Source organism: Desulfonauticus sp. (assembly GCF_055126295.1).
Genome location: NZ_JBSRHE010000024.1, coordinates 1 through 15,152 on the forward strand (window position 1 = coordinate 1; position 15,152 = coordinate 15,152).

Consider the following 15,152-nt stretch of genomic DNA (forward strand, 5'->3'; position numbering starts at 1 on the left):
AACTAACTCATAAGCCTCTTTTGTTTTATCCACATAAACATAATCTTCTTCCCGAATTTTTCTAAAGGTTTGTATTCCTATGGGTAGTTTTTTCATGTTTGTTCCTTTTTAATTCAACGTTTACCCATTGCACATTTCAGTATTTTAACTTTTCAACATTATTTACACAACTATCCTCCTTCTCTTAAGCCAACTGTTTTCCTCTTCTCCTTTCTCTTAAAGCATCTTTAAAAAGTGCAATAAAAATCCCCAGGAATAAACTAGAAACAGTTCCTACACTTATATTAAGTACTGGTTTTGGTTTTACAGGATTATTACTTACACTAACTTCAGTTACAGGATATAAAATTTGAGGCTTTTTAAGCCATTGTTCCAAATTTTCTTTTTCTGTTAACAAATCAGCTACCTTTGCTGGACCATAAATAATTCCGCTTTTTTTATTTACCTCTTCTAAGGCTCTCTGAATAAACTCTAACCTTGTGTTTATTTCCTTAACTTCTTTATCCACTTTCTCTTTAAATAAACTCTGATTTATTAAGTTTACTGCTTTATTTAAGCTATCTTTTGCACTCTCTGGAGATTTATCCTCTGCTTCAATTTTAATGATATTATTAGTTCCTCTAACTGCAATAAACTTTACCTCAAGCCCTGGAGATTGATTTTTTTGATATCCCTTAAAAGCCTCAGAAACTTCCGGAAAAGTAATAAACTTAAGCTCAAACAAAGCTTCTGCCCGATATTTTTTGGGCATGGAAAGGGTAATTATCAAAGCCAACAGACACCCTAGGGCTGTAATACCCAGGATTAACCATTTTTGTTTGTAAAGCCTCTCCAAAAGTTCCAAAAGGTCTATTTCTTCCTCAAAGCCTTGAACCTTTTCTTCCATAGCTATATCTCCTTAAATTTTCATATAAATATTAATAGCCAGCTACCCTTCTTATTTTTGCTCTATCTATTAAATTTAAAATATTGCTCAAACCTTAAACTACATAAACCAACTTCCTAAACACACACTCACTTCGTTGCTAAGTATTTTCTAGCTATTTCAATTATTTTACTCAACTTGTCAATTCCCTTTAATCCAAATGTATCTTATAAACTCTAGAAACACTTCCCAAAAAAATAAAAAAATTTACCCTCTTGATTCTTCCTGAAAAATAGCCTAAAAATCTTTTACAAAACTTGAAAAGCAAAACTATTCACTCCTTCACCAACAAGGGAGAAAAAATGACCATTTATCCCAGTTTATCAGCCCTGGAAAGTTTTAGCCTTATTCAGGAAGTCAGTGCCAACAATCTGGCTAATATAAATACCAATGAGTTTAAAGCCAGCAGGGCTGACCTGGAAACAGGCCCTCAGGATCAGGGTGTAGTGGTCAGTCAAATCATAGAGGACAACTCTCCAGGAGCACTGATTCCAGAAATCTCCCTCAAGGAAGAAAACTCCCAGGTAGAGCAAGAACTAACCTATGTAGAAAGCAGCAATACAGATCTCATCCAGGAACTTACCACAGAGCTAATCACTGAAACCAATTTTAGTGCCAATGCTAAAGTTCTCCAAACCTATGATTCCATGGTAGGAACCTTGCTGGACCTTTTTGCCTAACTTTTTGCTTTAAACCACTTCTTTTCTCCCCTTTCCCTATTTTTCTGGTTAATTTTTTTCTTTCCCCTCTTGACTATCTCTTATCCCTTTTTATTTATATTTTTGAAAACACAATGCAGGAGGTGAAAAAATGGTCATAGATTTAAGCACTTTTTATGATATGCCAAGGCAATTGGATAAACTATTAGACACTTTTTTTAGCCCAACAACAATAAGTCAAAGGAAATTTGCCTATCCACCTGTCAACTTAAAAGAAGATGAAGAAAACATTTATGTATTAGCAGAAATACCTGGCGTTGATATCAACGATATAGAATTGACTATTACCGATGGAAGTCTGGTGATAAAAGGAGAAAGAAAATCTGAAAAAGGAAATTATTATCGTCAGGAAAGACCAAATGGACTTTTTCAAAGAATTATCAATCTAAATATAGACATAGATAAAGATAACATTAAAGCAAAGTTAAAAGACGGAATTCTTGAAGTCGTATTACCTAAGGCTAAAGAAAGTAAACCTAAAAAAATTGCAATAGAGCAAAATTAAAGGAGGAGTAAAAATGACTGAAGCAGTCGTTCAAAAAAATAGAGAAAATATTCCCATCTTTAGCCCTTATACAGATATTTTGGAAAAGGAAGAAGGTTTTTATATCCTTCTGGACTTACCTGGGGTGGGCAAAGAAGATGTGGAACTAAACTTAAAGGAAAATGAACTGGAAATAAGGGCTAAAGCCCGTATTCCAGAGCAAGAAAAGGTGAAAAACATTCACCTGGAATTTGTACCAGGGGAATACAGAAGGCAATTTACCCTTTCTGAAGTGGTGGACAAGGAAAACATTAAGGCTTCCTTAAAAAATGGGGTCTTAACTCTCTTTTTACCCAAAGCTCAGGAAGCCAAACCTAAAAAAATTGAAATAAGTGCTGAATAAAAAAATAAAATAAAAAGGAGGTGAGGGCCATGTTAGAAAGACTTCTTCCCAGCATTCGCAGCAAACGCAATGAAGGTGTTCTCACTCCTACAACCAGTGTCTTTGATGTATTCGATCAAGTAGATCGCTTTTTTAAAGAAAGTTTATGGGGCAATGGCGAACTGGCCACAGGCTTATTTACTCCCGCTGTTGAAGTAAGGGAAACTGATGAAGAAATTATTGTCAAAGCGGAAATTCCAGGCCTGGATACCAAAGACCTGGATGTACGCCTGGAAAACAATTACCTTATCCTGCAGGGAGAAAAGAAAAGGGAAGAAAAGAGCGAAAAAGAAAATATCGTGCGCATGGAAGTAAGTTATGGTTCCTTTTACCGTGCCATTCCTCTACCTGTAGAAGTACAAGAAGATAAAATCAAAGCCAAATATAAAAAGGGAGTACTCACTATCACTCTGCCCAAAGCAGAAAAGGCCAGGGCCAAGAAGATAGCCATTGAAAGCTAAAAAAGTTAAAACAGACCAAAAAGAAAGGCAGGGAGTTATCCCTGCCTTTCTTTTTTTTCTCATGGTGCCCGGGGCCAGACTCGAACTGGCACGGTACAATGTACCGAGGGATTTTAAGTCCCTTGCGTCTACCAGATTCCGCCACCCGGGCGAAGAATTCATCTTTTAGCTTCTCTTGAAAAGAGAGTCAATATTTTTTTAAAGGGTTTAACAGAACTATAGCCTGGCTAAAAACTACTCTTTACCTTAACTCACTTAATAAGGCCAATGTGCATGTCCATCACATTGGTATAGGTGGGGCCAGTAATAACCAAAGCCTCTAATTGTTTAAATAGATTATAACTATCGTGAAGGTTCAAATATTTTCTTAAAAATAATCCCTTTTCTTCGGCTAGTTTTCTAGTTTCTCCAGAAACAATGGCTCCACAGGCATCTGTAGGCCCATCAGTTCCATCTGTACCCAGGGAAGCAAAAAGGACATTAGACAACCCTGCTATTTCCAGCCCAACTGATAGGGCCAATTCTTGATTTCTTCCTCCTTTACCTATAGGTGGAGTCAAGCAAACTGTGGGCTCTCCTCCACTTAAAATACAGGCAGGTTTAGGCACGGGGTTATCGTGATATAAAATTTCTTTGTATACACTGGCTAAAACCCTCCCCACTTCTCTGGCTTCTCCCTGGATAAAACTACTTAACAACAAGGAATTATAACCCAATTCCCTGGCCTTTTGGGCTGCTCCAAGCAAAGCCTGGCGATTGGACGCCAGAATAAAGTTAAAATTTCGTTCAAAACACGGATCTGAAGGCAGGGGAGTATCTTCGATTTCTCCTCTTAACCCCTTTCTCAGGCGAAAAATTACCCTGGGCGGAAGTTTATCTTCCAGACCATATTTCTCCACAATGTGCCAGCAATCCTCCCAGGTAGAACTATCCCCAACCAAAGGAGCAGATCCTATACTTTCCAGGTCATCACCAAGAACATCGCTAATAATCAAACTCACCACCACTGAAGGTGTTAAAAGTTTTTTCAATCTTCCACCCTTTACTTCGCTTAAGTGCTTTCTCAGGACATTAATCTCTTTGATATCTGCTCCACTGGCTAAAAGCACATCTGTAGTTTTTTGCTTGTCTTCTAAAGTAAGGCCAGAGGCAGGTAAAACCAATAAAGAGCTGGCCCCACCAGAAAGCAAAAATAAAATTAAAGTTTTTTCACTTCTGTAACCTTTAGCTATTTCCAGTAATTCTTTGGTAGCTAAAAGTCCTCTGGTATCTGGCAGGGGATGGGAGGCTTCTTTGATCTTAACTTTCTGACAATCCAGAGAGTGGTTGTCCTTTACTATGACCAGGCCAGTACTAATATAATCCTGTAAAATCTTTTCCACAGCCAGGGCCATGGAAGCACTGGCCTTGCCTGCTCCTAAAACCACCACATATTCATAATCTTCTAAATCCAACTGAAGATCTGGACCAATAAACAAAATATTTTCCTGGAGACGCAAAAATTTAGGAATTTTTTTCTCAGGCAAAACTTCGGTTAGTCCAGCCCAAAAAATTTCTTCCAGGTCTTTTTTCATCTTTTTAAGCATTTACCTTTCTCCCACCTCTGGTCTAAAACTTGCTTGACATATTTTAAAAGGAGCTATACCCGAAAATTATTTTTTACCCAACAAAAATTTTTATGCATAAGCAAAAATATAACATAGGATTTGTTTCTACCCGTTTTGCAGGTACTGACGGTGTTTCTTTAGAAGCTGCTAAATGGGGAGAAGTACTCAAAGAAGAAGGACACAAATGCTTCTGGTATGCAGGGCTTTTAGAAACTCCTAAAGAAGAATCCTTTTGCATACCTGAAGCCTACTTTGCCCATCCTGACAATGAGTGGATAAACCGTCATATCTGGGGAAAGGTCAAACGCTCTCCCAAAGTAACCCGCCGCATTTATGACTTAAGTGAATATCTCAAAAAAACTCTCTACGAATTTGTAGAAAATTTTCAAATAGACATCCTGATTATTCAAAATGCCCTGGCTATCCCTATGCACCTTCCTTTAGGAGTAGCCATTACCAGCTTTTTAGCTGAAACCTGTATCCCTGCCATTGCCCATCATCACGATTTTTACTGGGAAAGAGATAGGTTCCAGGTTAATTGTGTGCCTGATCTTTTGGATATGGCTTTTCCTCCCAGGGATGTCCAACTGCAACATGTGGTGATCAATCAAAGTGCTAGAGAACAACTGGCCTTACGCAAAGGCGTGCCTTCTATCCTGGTGCCCAATGTCCTGGACTTTGACAATCCTCCTCCAGAAGAGCCCCACCCCTGGGCAAAGGATTTGAGGCAAGATCTGGGCTTATCTCCAGAAGATAAACTTATTTTACAACCCACAAGAGTTGTGCCCCGAAAAGGCATAGAGCACAGCATAAATCTTATTCACCGTCTAAATGACCCTCAGTGCAAGTTGGTTGTCTCCCACCCTGCAGGAGATGAGGGGTCTGAATACCAATATCAATTGCAAGAATTAGCTAAATCCATGGGAGTAGAAATCATCTTTTTTGGAGACAGGGTAAATTATCGGCGCAGAATCAGTTGTGCAGGAAAAAAAATCTATATTCTTTCAGATATCTATCAGCAGGCTGACCTGGTAGTGTATCCAAGTATCTACGAAGGCTTTGGTAATGCCCTGTTAGAAGCCTTTTATTTTAAAAAGCCTATTGTTATCAACAGTTATCCTGTGTGGGTACGAGACATTGCGCCCAAAGGCTTCTGGGTCCCAACCATGCATGGAATTGTAACCAATGAACTGGTAGAAGAAGTAAGAATTCTTCTAAGTGATGAAACTTACCGCCAGGAACTGGTCAACTTCAATTATGCCCTGGCCCAACGCTACTATAGTTATAAAACTCTTCGTTATTCCCTTTCCACTCTTTTAAATAATATCACCCATCAACTTTCTTAAAACTTTCATCCTTACTTATTATTTTTTTGGCCTTTACTTGCTTCTTTTTTATTTTTCCTTTATTAAAATAGAGAAAATAAAAAATAGTAACAAGGAGTAAAATGATGTGGCGTATTGAAGACTCCTTTAAAAAGCACCTGCAAAAGCGTTTAAATTTTCTCTATCCCCAGGCCAATTTAAACCGTATTTTAGATCGAATAGCCTTGCTTGTTGCCCGTTATGAAAATTTATCTTCTAAAGTGGACCCTTCTCTCTGGGAACAAAATGTAACCATTCTCATCTCCTATGGACATATGATTCAAGAAAAAGGCACAGTTCCCTTGCAAAGCCTGCTTCAATTTCTGGACTCCCAGCTTCAAGAATATATTCAAGGTATCCATATTCTTCCATTTTTCCCTTATAGCTCTGATGATGGTTTTTCTGTAATAGACTATCGCAAAGTCAATCCAGAGCTTGGAGACTGGAAAGATATAGAGCGCATTGCCAGAAAATATATCCTCATGGTAGATCTGGTGTTAAATCATGTTTCCAAGTGCTCCAGCTGGTTTCAAGACTATATTGGAGGCATCCTGCCTGCTCTAGATTTCTTTATAGAAGTAGATCCTAAAACTGATCTCTCCCAGGTAGCAAGGCCCAGAACCACTCCCTTGTTAACTCCAGTGGATACAGTTTTGGGCACTAAATGGGTCTGGACTACCTTTAGTGAAGACCAGATAGATTTAAACTACAAAAACCCGGATGTACTTATAGAAATGCTGGATATCCTTCTCTTTTATATCCTTAAGGGAGCCAGGATTATTCGCCTGGATGCTATTGCCTACCTGTGGAAGGAAATAGGCACTTCTTGTCTCAATCTTCCTCAAACCCACGAGGTAGTAAAACTCTTTAGAGATATTATAGATTATTTAGCGCCAGGAGTACTGCTCCTTACTGAAACCAATCTCCCTCAAGAGGATAATTACAGTTATTTTGGTGAACAAGATGAAGCCCATATGGTATACCAATTTAGTCTTCCACCCCTTCTACTCTATTCCTTTCACCACCAAGATTCCCAGCTTTTAACCCAATGGCTCCAGAATATCTCTCCTCCAGAAAATTGCACCTTTTTTAATTTTACAGCTTCTCACGATGGTATTGGCCTTAGGCCTCTGGAAGGGCTTATTTCTGAAAAAGAATTGGAAAATTTAGTCCAGACCATCCAGGATTTAGGAGGTCTGGTTTCCTATCGTCAGGAAAAAGATACTCAAAAGCCCTATGAACTAAATATTACCTACTTTGATGCCCTAAAAGATCCAGAGGACAAAGATAATATATCCTTACAAATCCAACGCTTTTTATGCTCTCAAGCCATTATGTTAAGCTTACAGGGAATACCTGGAATATATTTACCCAGTCTCTTTGGCACTTCCAACTATTATGAAGGAGTAGAAAAGAATAAACAAAACAGGTCTATAAATAGGCCTATTTTTCAATATGAAGAATTAAAAAACAAATTAAATAATCCTAAAAGCAAAGAATACATAGTATTTAAGGAATATAAAAAGATGCTCCTGGCCCGTAAAAACCATATCGCCTTTCACCATGAAAGTAAGCAAGAAGTATTAAACCTGGAAAAGGGACTTTTGGGTTTAAAGCGTATACCAGGTACAGAAAGTGAAAGTGTATTTTGTCTTTACAATCTAACTAAAAATTCCAGGACCATACCTCTGGACAAAATTGAATCAGGCCTTAATAAAGTAAAAGACCTTTTAACTGATAATATTATCTCCAAAGAGATAAACCTGCCTCCCTATGGTTATCTCTGGTTTAAACCAGTTTAAGAAGGAGAGTTTTATGTCTAACCTGGAGCAAAAAGAATTTTTACAAATTACAGAGCATCGTCCCTGGGGTAGCTTTACCATTTTAGCAGATGAAACAGATCACAAGGTCAAAAGGATTGTGGTTAAGCCAGGGGCAAGACTGTCCCTACAAAGGCATAAGAAAAGACAAGAACATTGGTTAGTGGTTGCAGGAAAAGCTACGGTCACCCTAAATGACTCTCTTCTTACTTTAGAACCTGGCATGGCTGTGGACATTCCCAGAGAAGCCTTACACCGAGTGGAAAACAAAGAAAATACCCCCTTAGTTTTCATAGAAGTACAACTGGGTGAATATTTTGGTGAGGACGACATAGAAAGGCTAGAAGATGACTATGGCCGCAAATAACCCAGAAGGAGTCCTTTATGGCCACGACTCAAGGAACCTATCCCCTTGAAAGAATAACCAACCTAGCCCGCAAAGTAGAGCAATATAGGGAAATACTTCTTTCCAACCTGGTACTTGTGGGCGAAATTCCTGCACCTTCTGGTCAGGAAGAAGAAAGGATAAATTTTATCCTGGAAAAATTTTTACAACTGGGCCTGGAAAACTGTGTCACAGATGAAATAGGCAATGCTGTGGCCATCTTGCCTGGAAGCAAAAGAAAGCATTCCATTTTACTCACTGCTCATGTGGATGTTCCCTTTGAAATTACAGCCAATCACACCTACACTCTAGAAGAAAACAAAGTCTGGGGCATTGGAGTGGCTGACAACAGTTTGGGAGTGGCCACCTTGCTTTCTTTGCCCATTTTTTTAAAAAAATTAAATATAACTCTGGAAAATGATTTAATCCTTTTAGGAGCAGTAAAAAGCCTGGAACAAAGCAACCAGGAAGGGCTAAAATTTTTTCTTGCCAATACCCAGAAAAAGCCCCATTGTGCCCTACTTTTAGAAGGCTCTCCTTTAGGACGCTTAAACTTTCGCTCCATGTCCACCTTTGGAGGGCAGATAACCTGTCAGATAAATCGCCGTTTAAGTGAAGCAAGCGCCATTGAGATGATCTGCCAGATCATTCAAAGCTTAAAAACCCTACCCTTAGCTGAAGAAGAACATACTGTCTTAACCCTGGGAAGCATTGAAGGTGGAGCTTCTCATAAATATCCTGCCCGCAGTTGTAATTTAAAATTTCAAATTCGCAGCAATTCTGATCAAACCATAAAAAATCTTATTCAAAAGATATATCAAATCCTGGATAATATCTCTCAACACCCGGGCTTATCTGTCCATCTTAAAACCATTGCCACTAGTATTGCTGGAGGGCTTAATTCATCTCATCCTCTGGTTTTAAAGGCCAGAAATATCCAGGAAAAACTGGATATTACCCCTCAAGACAATATTTACTCTCCTGTTATTTCTCCTTTTGTGGAGCACAATATACCAGCTCTTTGCCTTGGACTTACCAATGCAGATAATCTGCATTACCTAGATGAATACATAGAAATAGAGCCCTGCAGTAAAGGTCTGGCTCAACTCATAGGTCTATTACTTCTTATAGACAAGGAGATAGATCTATGCAGAACATAAATAACTGGCTCCAAACCAATACCTTTCACCACAGTCAATTTGAAGACCTCAAGCGCTTAGTTGAAGCCAAAGAAAAACAAAACCTTACTATTTCTGTCTGCATTCCCACTTTAAATGAAGAAAAAACCATTGGAAAGGAAATTGTTATTTTTCGCTCTGAACTTATGGAGCAATATCCCCTTATTGATGAACTGGCGGTCATTGATTCTGGCTCTACAGATAGAACGCTAGAAGTTGCTGCTTCCTTTGGAGCTGATGTTTATCTTTCAGCAGAAATCTTGCCCAGGTGGGGATTTAAACGGGGCAAAGGTGAAAATCTGTGGAAAGCTATTTATCAATTAAAAGGAGATATCATTGTTTACGTAGACGCAGATATTAAAAATATCCATCCTCGCTTTGTCTATGGCCTGGTAGCCCCTTTAATTTTTAGGCCAGAAATAAAATACGTAAAGGCCTTTTATGATAGGCCCCTGGCCCTTTCTGACCAGATACGCCCTTCTGGAGGAGGAAGAGTTACAGAGATACTTATTCGACCTCTCTTTTCCCTATTTTTCCCGGAATTAACGGCCCTTATCCAGCCCTTATCTGGCGAATACGCAGTGCGAAGGGAAGTTTTGGAAAGTATACCCTTTCCCATAGGTTATGGAGTAGAGACTTCTCACTTAATAGACGTCTACTCAGACTGGGGCCTGGAAGCTCTTGCCCAAACAGATTTGGACAAAAGGGTACACCGCCATCAATCCACTAGAGATTTGGGAAAAATGGCCTTTGGCATTTTAAGAGTATTTTTCAAGCGCCTAAAGGAAAAAGGAATGCTGGAGTGTTTGCCTGAACTTTCCTATTATCTGCGACAATTTCAGGTAAAAAAAGACACTTACGAACAAATTGTCTATGAAATCTTTGAAGAAGAAAGGCCTCCCATGCTTCAGGTCCCAGAGTACCGGGAAAAAATGGGACTAAATCCTCTATAACCTCATTAAAAAGCCATGCGCATTGTGTTTATTCACTACCATCTTCAACCTGGTGGGGTGACAAAGGTCATTTTGAATACTGTAAAAGCCCTGGAGCAATCTCCTTCTTTCAAGCTCCTTATCCTCTGCGGAGAAGCTCCCCCAAGTAGCTTAGAGATAAACACTCCAGTAAAAGTAATTAAAGGGCTTGCCTATGAAGGCAAGCGCCCTCAAAATATCTCTGCTCAGGAACTAAAAAAAGAAATCTTAAAAGTTAGCAAAAGTGTATTTGGCACTTTCCCAGATATTTTTCACGTCCATAATCATAACCTGGGCAAAAACCTTCTCTTGCCTCAGGTGGTCTACGGGCTTGCCCAGGAGGGATTTCCCCTTTTTTTGCATATTCACGATTTTGCTGAAGATGGAAGGCCTGGAAACTATCAGTTACTTTTAAAACATCTGGGAGAAAATAACTTTGAAAATCTTTCCACCTACTTGTATCCTCAAGGTCCACACCTCCATTACCTCTTTTTAACTTCCAGGGACATAAAGTTTTTTCAATACGCAGGAGGTAGTTCCAATCTCCATCATTTACCCAATCCCATTCAAAATACCTTTTTTTCAGCTAAGTTAGAAAAAAATATTTTCCCCCGGCAAAGACTCTGGCTCTATCCCACCAGAGGAATTAGAAGAAAAAATATAGGCGAACTTATTTTTTGGTCCACCCAGGCAAGGGCTAATGATGTTTTTGCCACCACCCTGGGACCGCAAAATCCTTTGCAACGCCCCTATTTTAAACTCTGGAAAAATTTTGCTCAAACCCATAATCTACCTCTTCACCTGGAACTAGCTAATACCTATCCCTACGAACAACTCCTAAAGGAAGCTCATTTTTGCCTCACCACCAGCATAACAGAAGGATTTGGTCTGGTTTTCCTGGAACCCTGGTTAAATAATAAAGCTCTTTTTGGCAGAGATTTACCTGAAATTACTAGAGATTTTAAAGAAAAAGAAATAAAACTACCCTATCTTTATCCCAGTTTAAAAATTTCTTTAAATAAGTTAAATCAAAACCTTCTCCATCAAAAAATACACACCAAAATAAAATCCTTATTTGCTTTATACTCACTGCCCTTAAAACAGGACTTTATAGATAAAACAATTAGTAATTGGACACAAAACAAGCAAATAGATTTTGGAAAATTAGATGAAGAACTACAAATGCAAGTATTAGAAAAGATAATAAAACATAAAGAAAAGATTTTTAACTTACCAGAAAACATAGATTATCATCTAATTGAAGAGAATAAGAAAAAAATAGAAAAAAATTTTAGCCTTTCTAATTATATATTTAAGTTAAAAAATATTTATTTAGAGGCGACAAATAAACAAAGTAAGTTAGAAGGTTTTGCAGATAGTAAAAGATTATTGGAGTGTTTTTTATCTCCAGAAAACTTGAGCTTATTAAAGATAGATGAAGTATAAATCCATTTTAAAAAAACATTTAAAACCTTTAGAGCCCATTCCGCTAAAGGTGAAACGCCAGATAACTCCTTTTTCTCCTAAATGTATTCTGTTTGATGTCTATGGAACTTTGCTTATTTCTGGTGCTGGAGACATAGGTAAAGATAGTGAGTTAAAAGAAACTTTTTTTTATCAGACAGCTAGAGAACTAGACTTACCTCTGTTAAAAATGCCATCCTCTCCTACCAACTTACTTTTAGAGCTAATAGCTCAAGAACATAAAAAGAAAAAAGATAGAGGAATTGAGTATCCAGAAGTAGATATTGTACACATCTGGAAAACCTTTTTTCTACATCTAGGAATAAATTTAAGTCTGGAAAAAATCCTGGAATTTGCTTTTCTCTATGAATTGTTAAGCAATCCCATCTGGCCTATGCCAGGGTTAAAAGAACTTTTAAACTGGCTAAAGGAAAAAAAGGTTTTGCTGGGGATTATTTCCAATGCCCAATTTTATACTCCCTTAAGTCTGGAGTTTTTTCTAGGACAAAAATTAACTCATTATTTTAATCCAGAACTCTGTTTTTGGTCTTATAAGGAAAAAATGGCCAAACCTTCCCAAGGATTATTTCAAAAGGCCCAACAAACTTTGGCTAAATGGCATATTTCTCCTGACCAGGTTTTATATGTAGGTAATGATGTTTACAAAGATATCTATCCAGGTACTAAAGTGGGTTTTAAAGGATGTTTACTGGCAGTAGATAAACGAAGTTATCGTTATAATTTTAATATTACCAATTTTGATATTATAAGTGAGTTAAAGGAAATAGGTATGTATTATCCCTAAACTTCACAAAAACATATTTTCTATTTATAGAATTTATAAAAATAGACTTCTCTTTGAATACCAATATAGAATAATTATCCCAACATGTCAGGGAAGATGTCGCCCAGGCTAGTTTAAGATGAGGGTATATTAGTTCTCTTATCTTGTTATCCTTCCCCCTAGGGGGAAGGGGGAATTTCAACCTGGGCGGTAGGAGATTTTTTTATGGTATATCCTGATAATGTTAAAGAAAGTGTACTTAAACAAATTTTTGCCTCATCAAAGACAATTGCTGATATTGCAAGGGAGAATGGAATTCCATATACTACAGTGATGACGTTACTCTATGAATAAAAAATTTACAGCAGAGGAAAAACTTAACCTTCTTTTTCAAAGTGCCTCAATGAATGAGGTAGAGTTAGCTGAATTTTGCAGGAAAAAGGGCATTTATCCATCTACCTTGGAGAAATGGAAACAGTCTTGTCTGGAAAATATTGACAGACAACCTGGTAAGAAGTTTAAGAAGAAAGAAAAGCAATTAAAACAAAAGATAGTTAAGTTAGAAAGAGAGATAAGGAAGAAAGACAAGACCATAGCAGAGACTACGGCTCTATTGGTACTTAAAAAAAATTGGAGGATATCTTGGGGGACCAAGAGGACGAAAGATAGAGTTTAAACAGAAAGAAGTTGTGTATAAAGCTATAGATGAAGCCAAAAAAGAGGGGGCTAGATTGAAAAAGGCATGTGAACTTATTGGGATATCAATAAGGACCTATCAGAGATGGAAAAAGAGGGATACCTTAAAGGACAGAAGGGAGGATGTTTTAAGAAATCCTGCTAATAAGCTATCTAAACAAGAGAAACAGAAGATATTAGATACTTGTCATTCAAAGGATTTCAGAGAGTTACCTCCTTGTAAGATAGTTCCAATGTTGGCTGATAGAGGAATATACATAGGATCAGAGAGCACCTTTTACCGAGTTCTTAGGGAAGCAGGGGAATTGACCCATAGAGGTAGGTCTAAGCCCAGGACATATTTTAGGCCCAAACACTATAGAGCCACAGGCCCCAATCAGGTCTGGAGTTGGGATATTACCTACTTGCCTAGTTGTATACAGGGGATGTTTTTCTATCTTTATATGTATATTGATATTTATAGCCATAAGATTGTAGGCTGGGAAGTATATACTGAACAAAGGAGTAATTTAGCTACAAAGGTGCTTAAACGTGCCCTTCTTAAAGAAAAGATAACAGGAGAGGGCTTGGTAATCCATTCAGATAATGGCAAGCCCATGAAGGGATCTACTATGTTAGCCACAATGCAAAATTTAGGAATTATTCGTTCTTTTAGTCGTCCTCATGTTAGTGATGATAATCCCTATATAGAATCCCTCTTTAAGACAGTTAAATATTGTCCTAAGTATCCTGGTAGATTTTCAAATATAGAAGAGGCCAGAAAATGGTGCTTGGAGTTTGTTACATGGTATAATAGTAAGCATTATCATAGTAAAATTAAGTTTGTTACTCCTGAGCAACGACATTCAGGTCTAGACAATGAGATTTTGGCCAAGCGGAAAGAGGTTTACAAAAGGGCTCGCTCCAAACATCCAGAGCGCTGGTCTGGAAATATTCGCAATTGGAACCCAGTCCTTACAGTAGACCTTAATCCAGTTAACGAACAACCTTATTTGCTGATGGAAAAAATGGCATGGCCTTTGGTGACATCTTTATTGACAAATTCCGAAAATGGGAGTGAATAAATACCTTATAGATGTTTTACGTCACCTACATAATCTATGTGAGGCGTAAGAATAAAAACACAGGAGAGCAACCATGACTAAACTACTTGAAAAAGCCTTTGAAGAAGCATCAAAATTATCAGAGCTAGAACAAAATGCTCTCGCACGCTGGTTGATTGATGAAATTATATCTGAAAAAAAGTGGGAGAAGACTTTTGCTGAATCAGAAGATGTATTAGATAAGCTAGCGAATGAGGCGCTTGAAGAACATACAAAAGGTAAGACAAAACCACTAAATGTTAATCAACTATGATATCCCATACCACAGAACGGTTTCGTAACCTACTGGCTCAATTACCAAAACAAATTCAAAAACAAGCAAAGGAAGCTTACATCCAATTTGAAAAAGACCCTTATCATCCAGGATTCCGTTTCAAACGAGTACACTCAAAATTACCTATCTATTCAGTTCGCATATCAAAGGATTATCGTGCACTGGGTATACAACGGGACGGTGAAATAATTTGGTTTTGGGTGGGGTCACACTCAGATTATGATAACATATTGAAAGAAGTGAAGAATGCCTAACAAAAAAAGCTCACAGCTATTCCGCTAGCGTTCCCCCCAATTATGCCCAATAAGCTGCTATCCTTGAGCTAATTTAAGATGAAGGAATATTCATCCTTTTCTTGTCAAAGTGTGAAGTATTATTTGGGTAAAAAAAAAGTCCTGGCGACGGCCTACTTTCCCACCTTTTAGGAAGGCAGTATCATCGGCGCTGGAGGGCTTAACTTCCGAGTTCGGAATGG

The 15,152-nt window shown here is 37.9% G+C and carries 19 protein-coding genes, 1 tRNA gene and 1 rRNA gene; 16 read left to right on the top strand and 5 right to left on the bottom strand.

Features of this window, described 5'->3' with window-relative positions:
• Together ACTCIM_RS10715 and ACTCIM_RS10720 are read right to left on the bottom strand one after the other, a co-directional pair.
• On the bottom strand, nt 1-96 hold a 96-nt coding region (locus ACTCIM_RS10715; RefSeq protein WP_472315449.1), incomplete at its 3' end, for an AAA family ATPase.
• 88 nt (nt 97-184) lie between these two features.
• Nucleotides 185-886 (bottom strand): Wzz/FepE/Etk N-terminal domain-containing protein, encoded by a 702-nt coding sequence (locus tag ACTCIM_RS10720; RefSeq protein WP_472315553.1) that lies wholly within the window; start codon nt 884-886, stop codon nt 185-187.
• 341 nt (nt 887-1,227) lie between these two features.
• On the opposite strand from ACTCIM_RS10720, the gene ACTCIM_RS10725 reads away from it, so the two are divergent.
• From ACTCIM_RS10725 to ACTCIM_RS10740, 4 genes are all read left to right on the top strand, one after another.
• The gene (locus ACTCIM_RS10725) at nt 1,228-1,605 is read left to right on the top strand and encodes a flagellar basal body rod C-terminal domain-containing protein (protein WP_472315555.1); all 378 of its coding nucleotides are present in this window, start codon (nt 1,228-1,230) and stop codon (nt 1,603-1,605) included.
• Nucleotides 1,606-1,735: 130 nt separating this feature from the next.
• Nucleotides 1,736-2,149 (top strand): Hsp20/alpha crystallin family protein, encoded by a 414-nt coding sequence (locus tag ACTCIM_RS10730; RefSeq protein WP_464279232.1) that lies wholly within the window; start codon nt 1,736-1,738, stop codon nt 2,147-2,149.
• Nucleotides 2,150-2,162: 13 nt separating this feature from the next.
• On the top strand, nt 2,163-2,531 hold the full coding sequence (locus ACTCIM_RS10735) for an Hsp20/alpha crystallin family protein (protein ID WP_029967558.1): 369 nt from the start codon (nt 2,163-2,165) through the stop codon (nt 2,529-2,531).
• Between the two features lie 29 nt (nt 2,532-2,560).
• A complete protein-coding gene (locus ACTCIM_RS10740; RefSeq protein ID WP_029967556.1) occupies nt 2,561-3,031 on the top strand; it encodes an Hsp20/alpha crystallin family protein in 471 nt (156 codons plus the stop codon).
• Between the two features lie 62 nt (nt 3,032-3,093).
• On the opposite strand, the gene ACTCIM_RS10745 is transcribed toward ACTCIM_RS10740, so the two are convergent.
• Nucleotides 3,094-3,182 (bottom strand) — tRNA-Leu (locus ACTCIM_RS10745).
• A gap of 100 nt (nt 3,183-3,282) precedes the next feature.
• Nucleotides 3,283-4,617: a glycerate kinase type-2 family protein gene (locus ACTCIM_RS10750; RefSeq protein WP_464279231.1), complete on the bottom strand. Its 1,335-nt coding sequence runs from the start codon at nt 4,615-4,617 to the stop codon at nt 3,283-3,285.
• Between the two features lie 92 nt (nt 4,618-4,709).
• On the opposite strand from ACTCIM_RS10750, the gene ACTCIM_RS10755 reads away from it, so the two are divergent.
• The 12 genes from ACTCIM_RS10755 (at nt 4,710) to ACTCIM_RS10810 (ending at nt 14,931) form a co-directional block, all read left to right on the top strand.
• Nucleotides 4,710-5,984 (top strand): glycosyltransferase, encoded by a 1,275-nt coding sequence (locus ACTCIM_RS10755; RefSeq protein ID WP_472315557.1) that lies wholly within the window; start codon nt 4,710-4,712, stop codon nt 5,982-5,984.
• Nucleotides 5,985-6,088: 104 nt separating this feature from the next.
• Entirely contained in the window at nt 6,089-7,804 is a 1,716-nt protein-coding gene (locus ACTCIM_RS10760; protein ID WP_464279229.1) for a sugar phosphorylase, read from the top strand.
• 13 nt (nt 7,805-7,817) lie between these two features.
• Nucleotides 7,818-8,189 carry a phosphomannose isomerase type II C-terminal cupin domain gene (locus ACTCIM_RS10765; RefSeq protein WP_464279228.1) on the top strand — a complete coding sequence of 124 codons (372 nt, stop codon included), beginning with the start codon at nt 7,818-7,820 and terminating at the stop codon, nt 8,187-8,189.
• Nucleotides 8,190-8,206: 17 nt separating this feature from the next.
• Nucleotides 8,207-9,367: a M20 family metallopeptidase gene (locus ACTCIM_RS10770; protein WP_472315559.1), complete on the top strand. Its 1,161-nt coding sequence runs from the start codon at nt 8,207-8,209 to the stop codon at nt 9,365-9,367.
• Nucleotides 9,355-10,338: a glucosyl-3-phosphoglycerate synthase gene (locus tag ACTCIM_RS10775; protein WP_464279226.1), complete on the top strand. Its 984-nt coding sequence runs from the start codon at nt 9,355-9,357 to the stop codon at nt 10,336-10,338. Before ACTCIM_RS10770 ends, ACTCIM_RS10775 begins: the two co-directional genes overlap by 13 nt.
• Before the next feature lie 15 nt (nt 10,339-10,353).
• Nucleotides 10,354-11,802, top strand: a complete 1,449-nt coding sequence (locus tag ACTCIM_RS10780; RefSeq protein WP_472315561.1) for a glycosyltransferase family protein — start codon at nt 10,354-10,356, stop codon at nt 11,800-11,802.
• Complete coding sequence (locus ACTCIM_RS10785) at nt 11,792-12,625, top strand: HAD family hydrolase (protein WP_472315563.1); 834 nt, start codon at nt 11,792-11,794, stop codon at nt 12,623-12,625. The genes ACTCIM_RS10780 and ACTCIM_RS10785 overlap by 11 nt, the downstream gene beginning before the upstream one ends.
• A gap of 204 nt (nt 12,626-12,829) precedes the next feature.
• The gene (locus ACTCIM_RS10790; protein ID WP_464279222.1) at nt 12,830-12,958 is read left to right on the top strand and encodes a transposase; all 129 of its coding nucleotides are present in this window, start codon (nt 12,830-12,832) and stop codon (nt 12,956-12,958) included.
• A complete protein-coding gene (locus tag ACTCIM_RS10795; protein WP_472315565.1) occupies nt 12,951-13,280 on the top strand; it encodes a transposase in 330 nt (109 codons plus the stop codon). The genes ACTCIM_RS10790 and ACTCIM_RS10795 overlap by 8 nt, the downstream gene beginning before the upstream one ends.
• Nucleotides 13,270-14,364 (top strand): IS3 family transposase, encoded by a 1,095-nt coding sequence (locus ACTCIM_RS10800; protein WP_472315569.1) that lies wholly within the window; start codon nt 13,270-13,272, stop codon nt 14,362-14,364. The genes ACTCIM_RS10795 and ACTCIM_RS10800 overlap by 11 nt, the downstream gene beginning before the upstream one ends.
• Before the next feature lie 73 nt (nt 14,365-14,437).
• On the top strand, nt 14,438-14,656 hold the full coding sequence (locus ACTCIM_RS10805) for a hypothetical protein (protein ID WP_472315567.1): 219 nt from the start codon (nt 14,438-14,440) through the stop codon (nt 14,654-14,656).
• A complete protein-coding gene (locus tag ACTCIM_RS10810; RefSeq protein ID WP_464279219.1) occupies nt 14,653-14,931 on the top strand; it encodes a type II toxin-antitoxin system RelE family toxin in 279 nt (92 codons plus the stop codon). Before ACTCIM_RS10805 ends, ACTCIM_RS10810 begins: the two co-directional genes overlap by 4 nt.
• A gap of 139 nt (nt 14,932-15,070) precedes the next feature.
• Here the strand turns inward: ACTCIM_RS10810 and rrf are convergent.
• Nucleotides 15,071-15,152 (bottom strand): 5S ribosomal RNA (rrf, locus tag ACTCIM_RS10815); the annotation flags it as partial.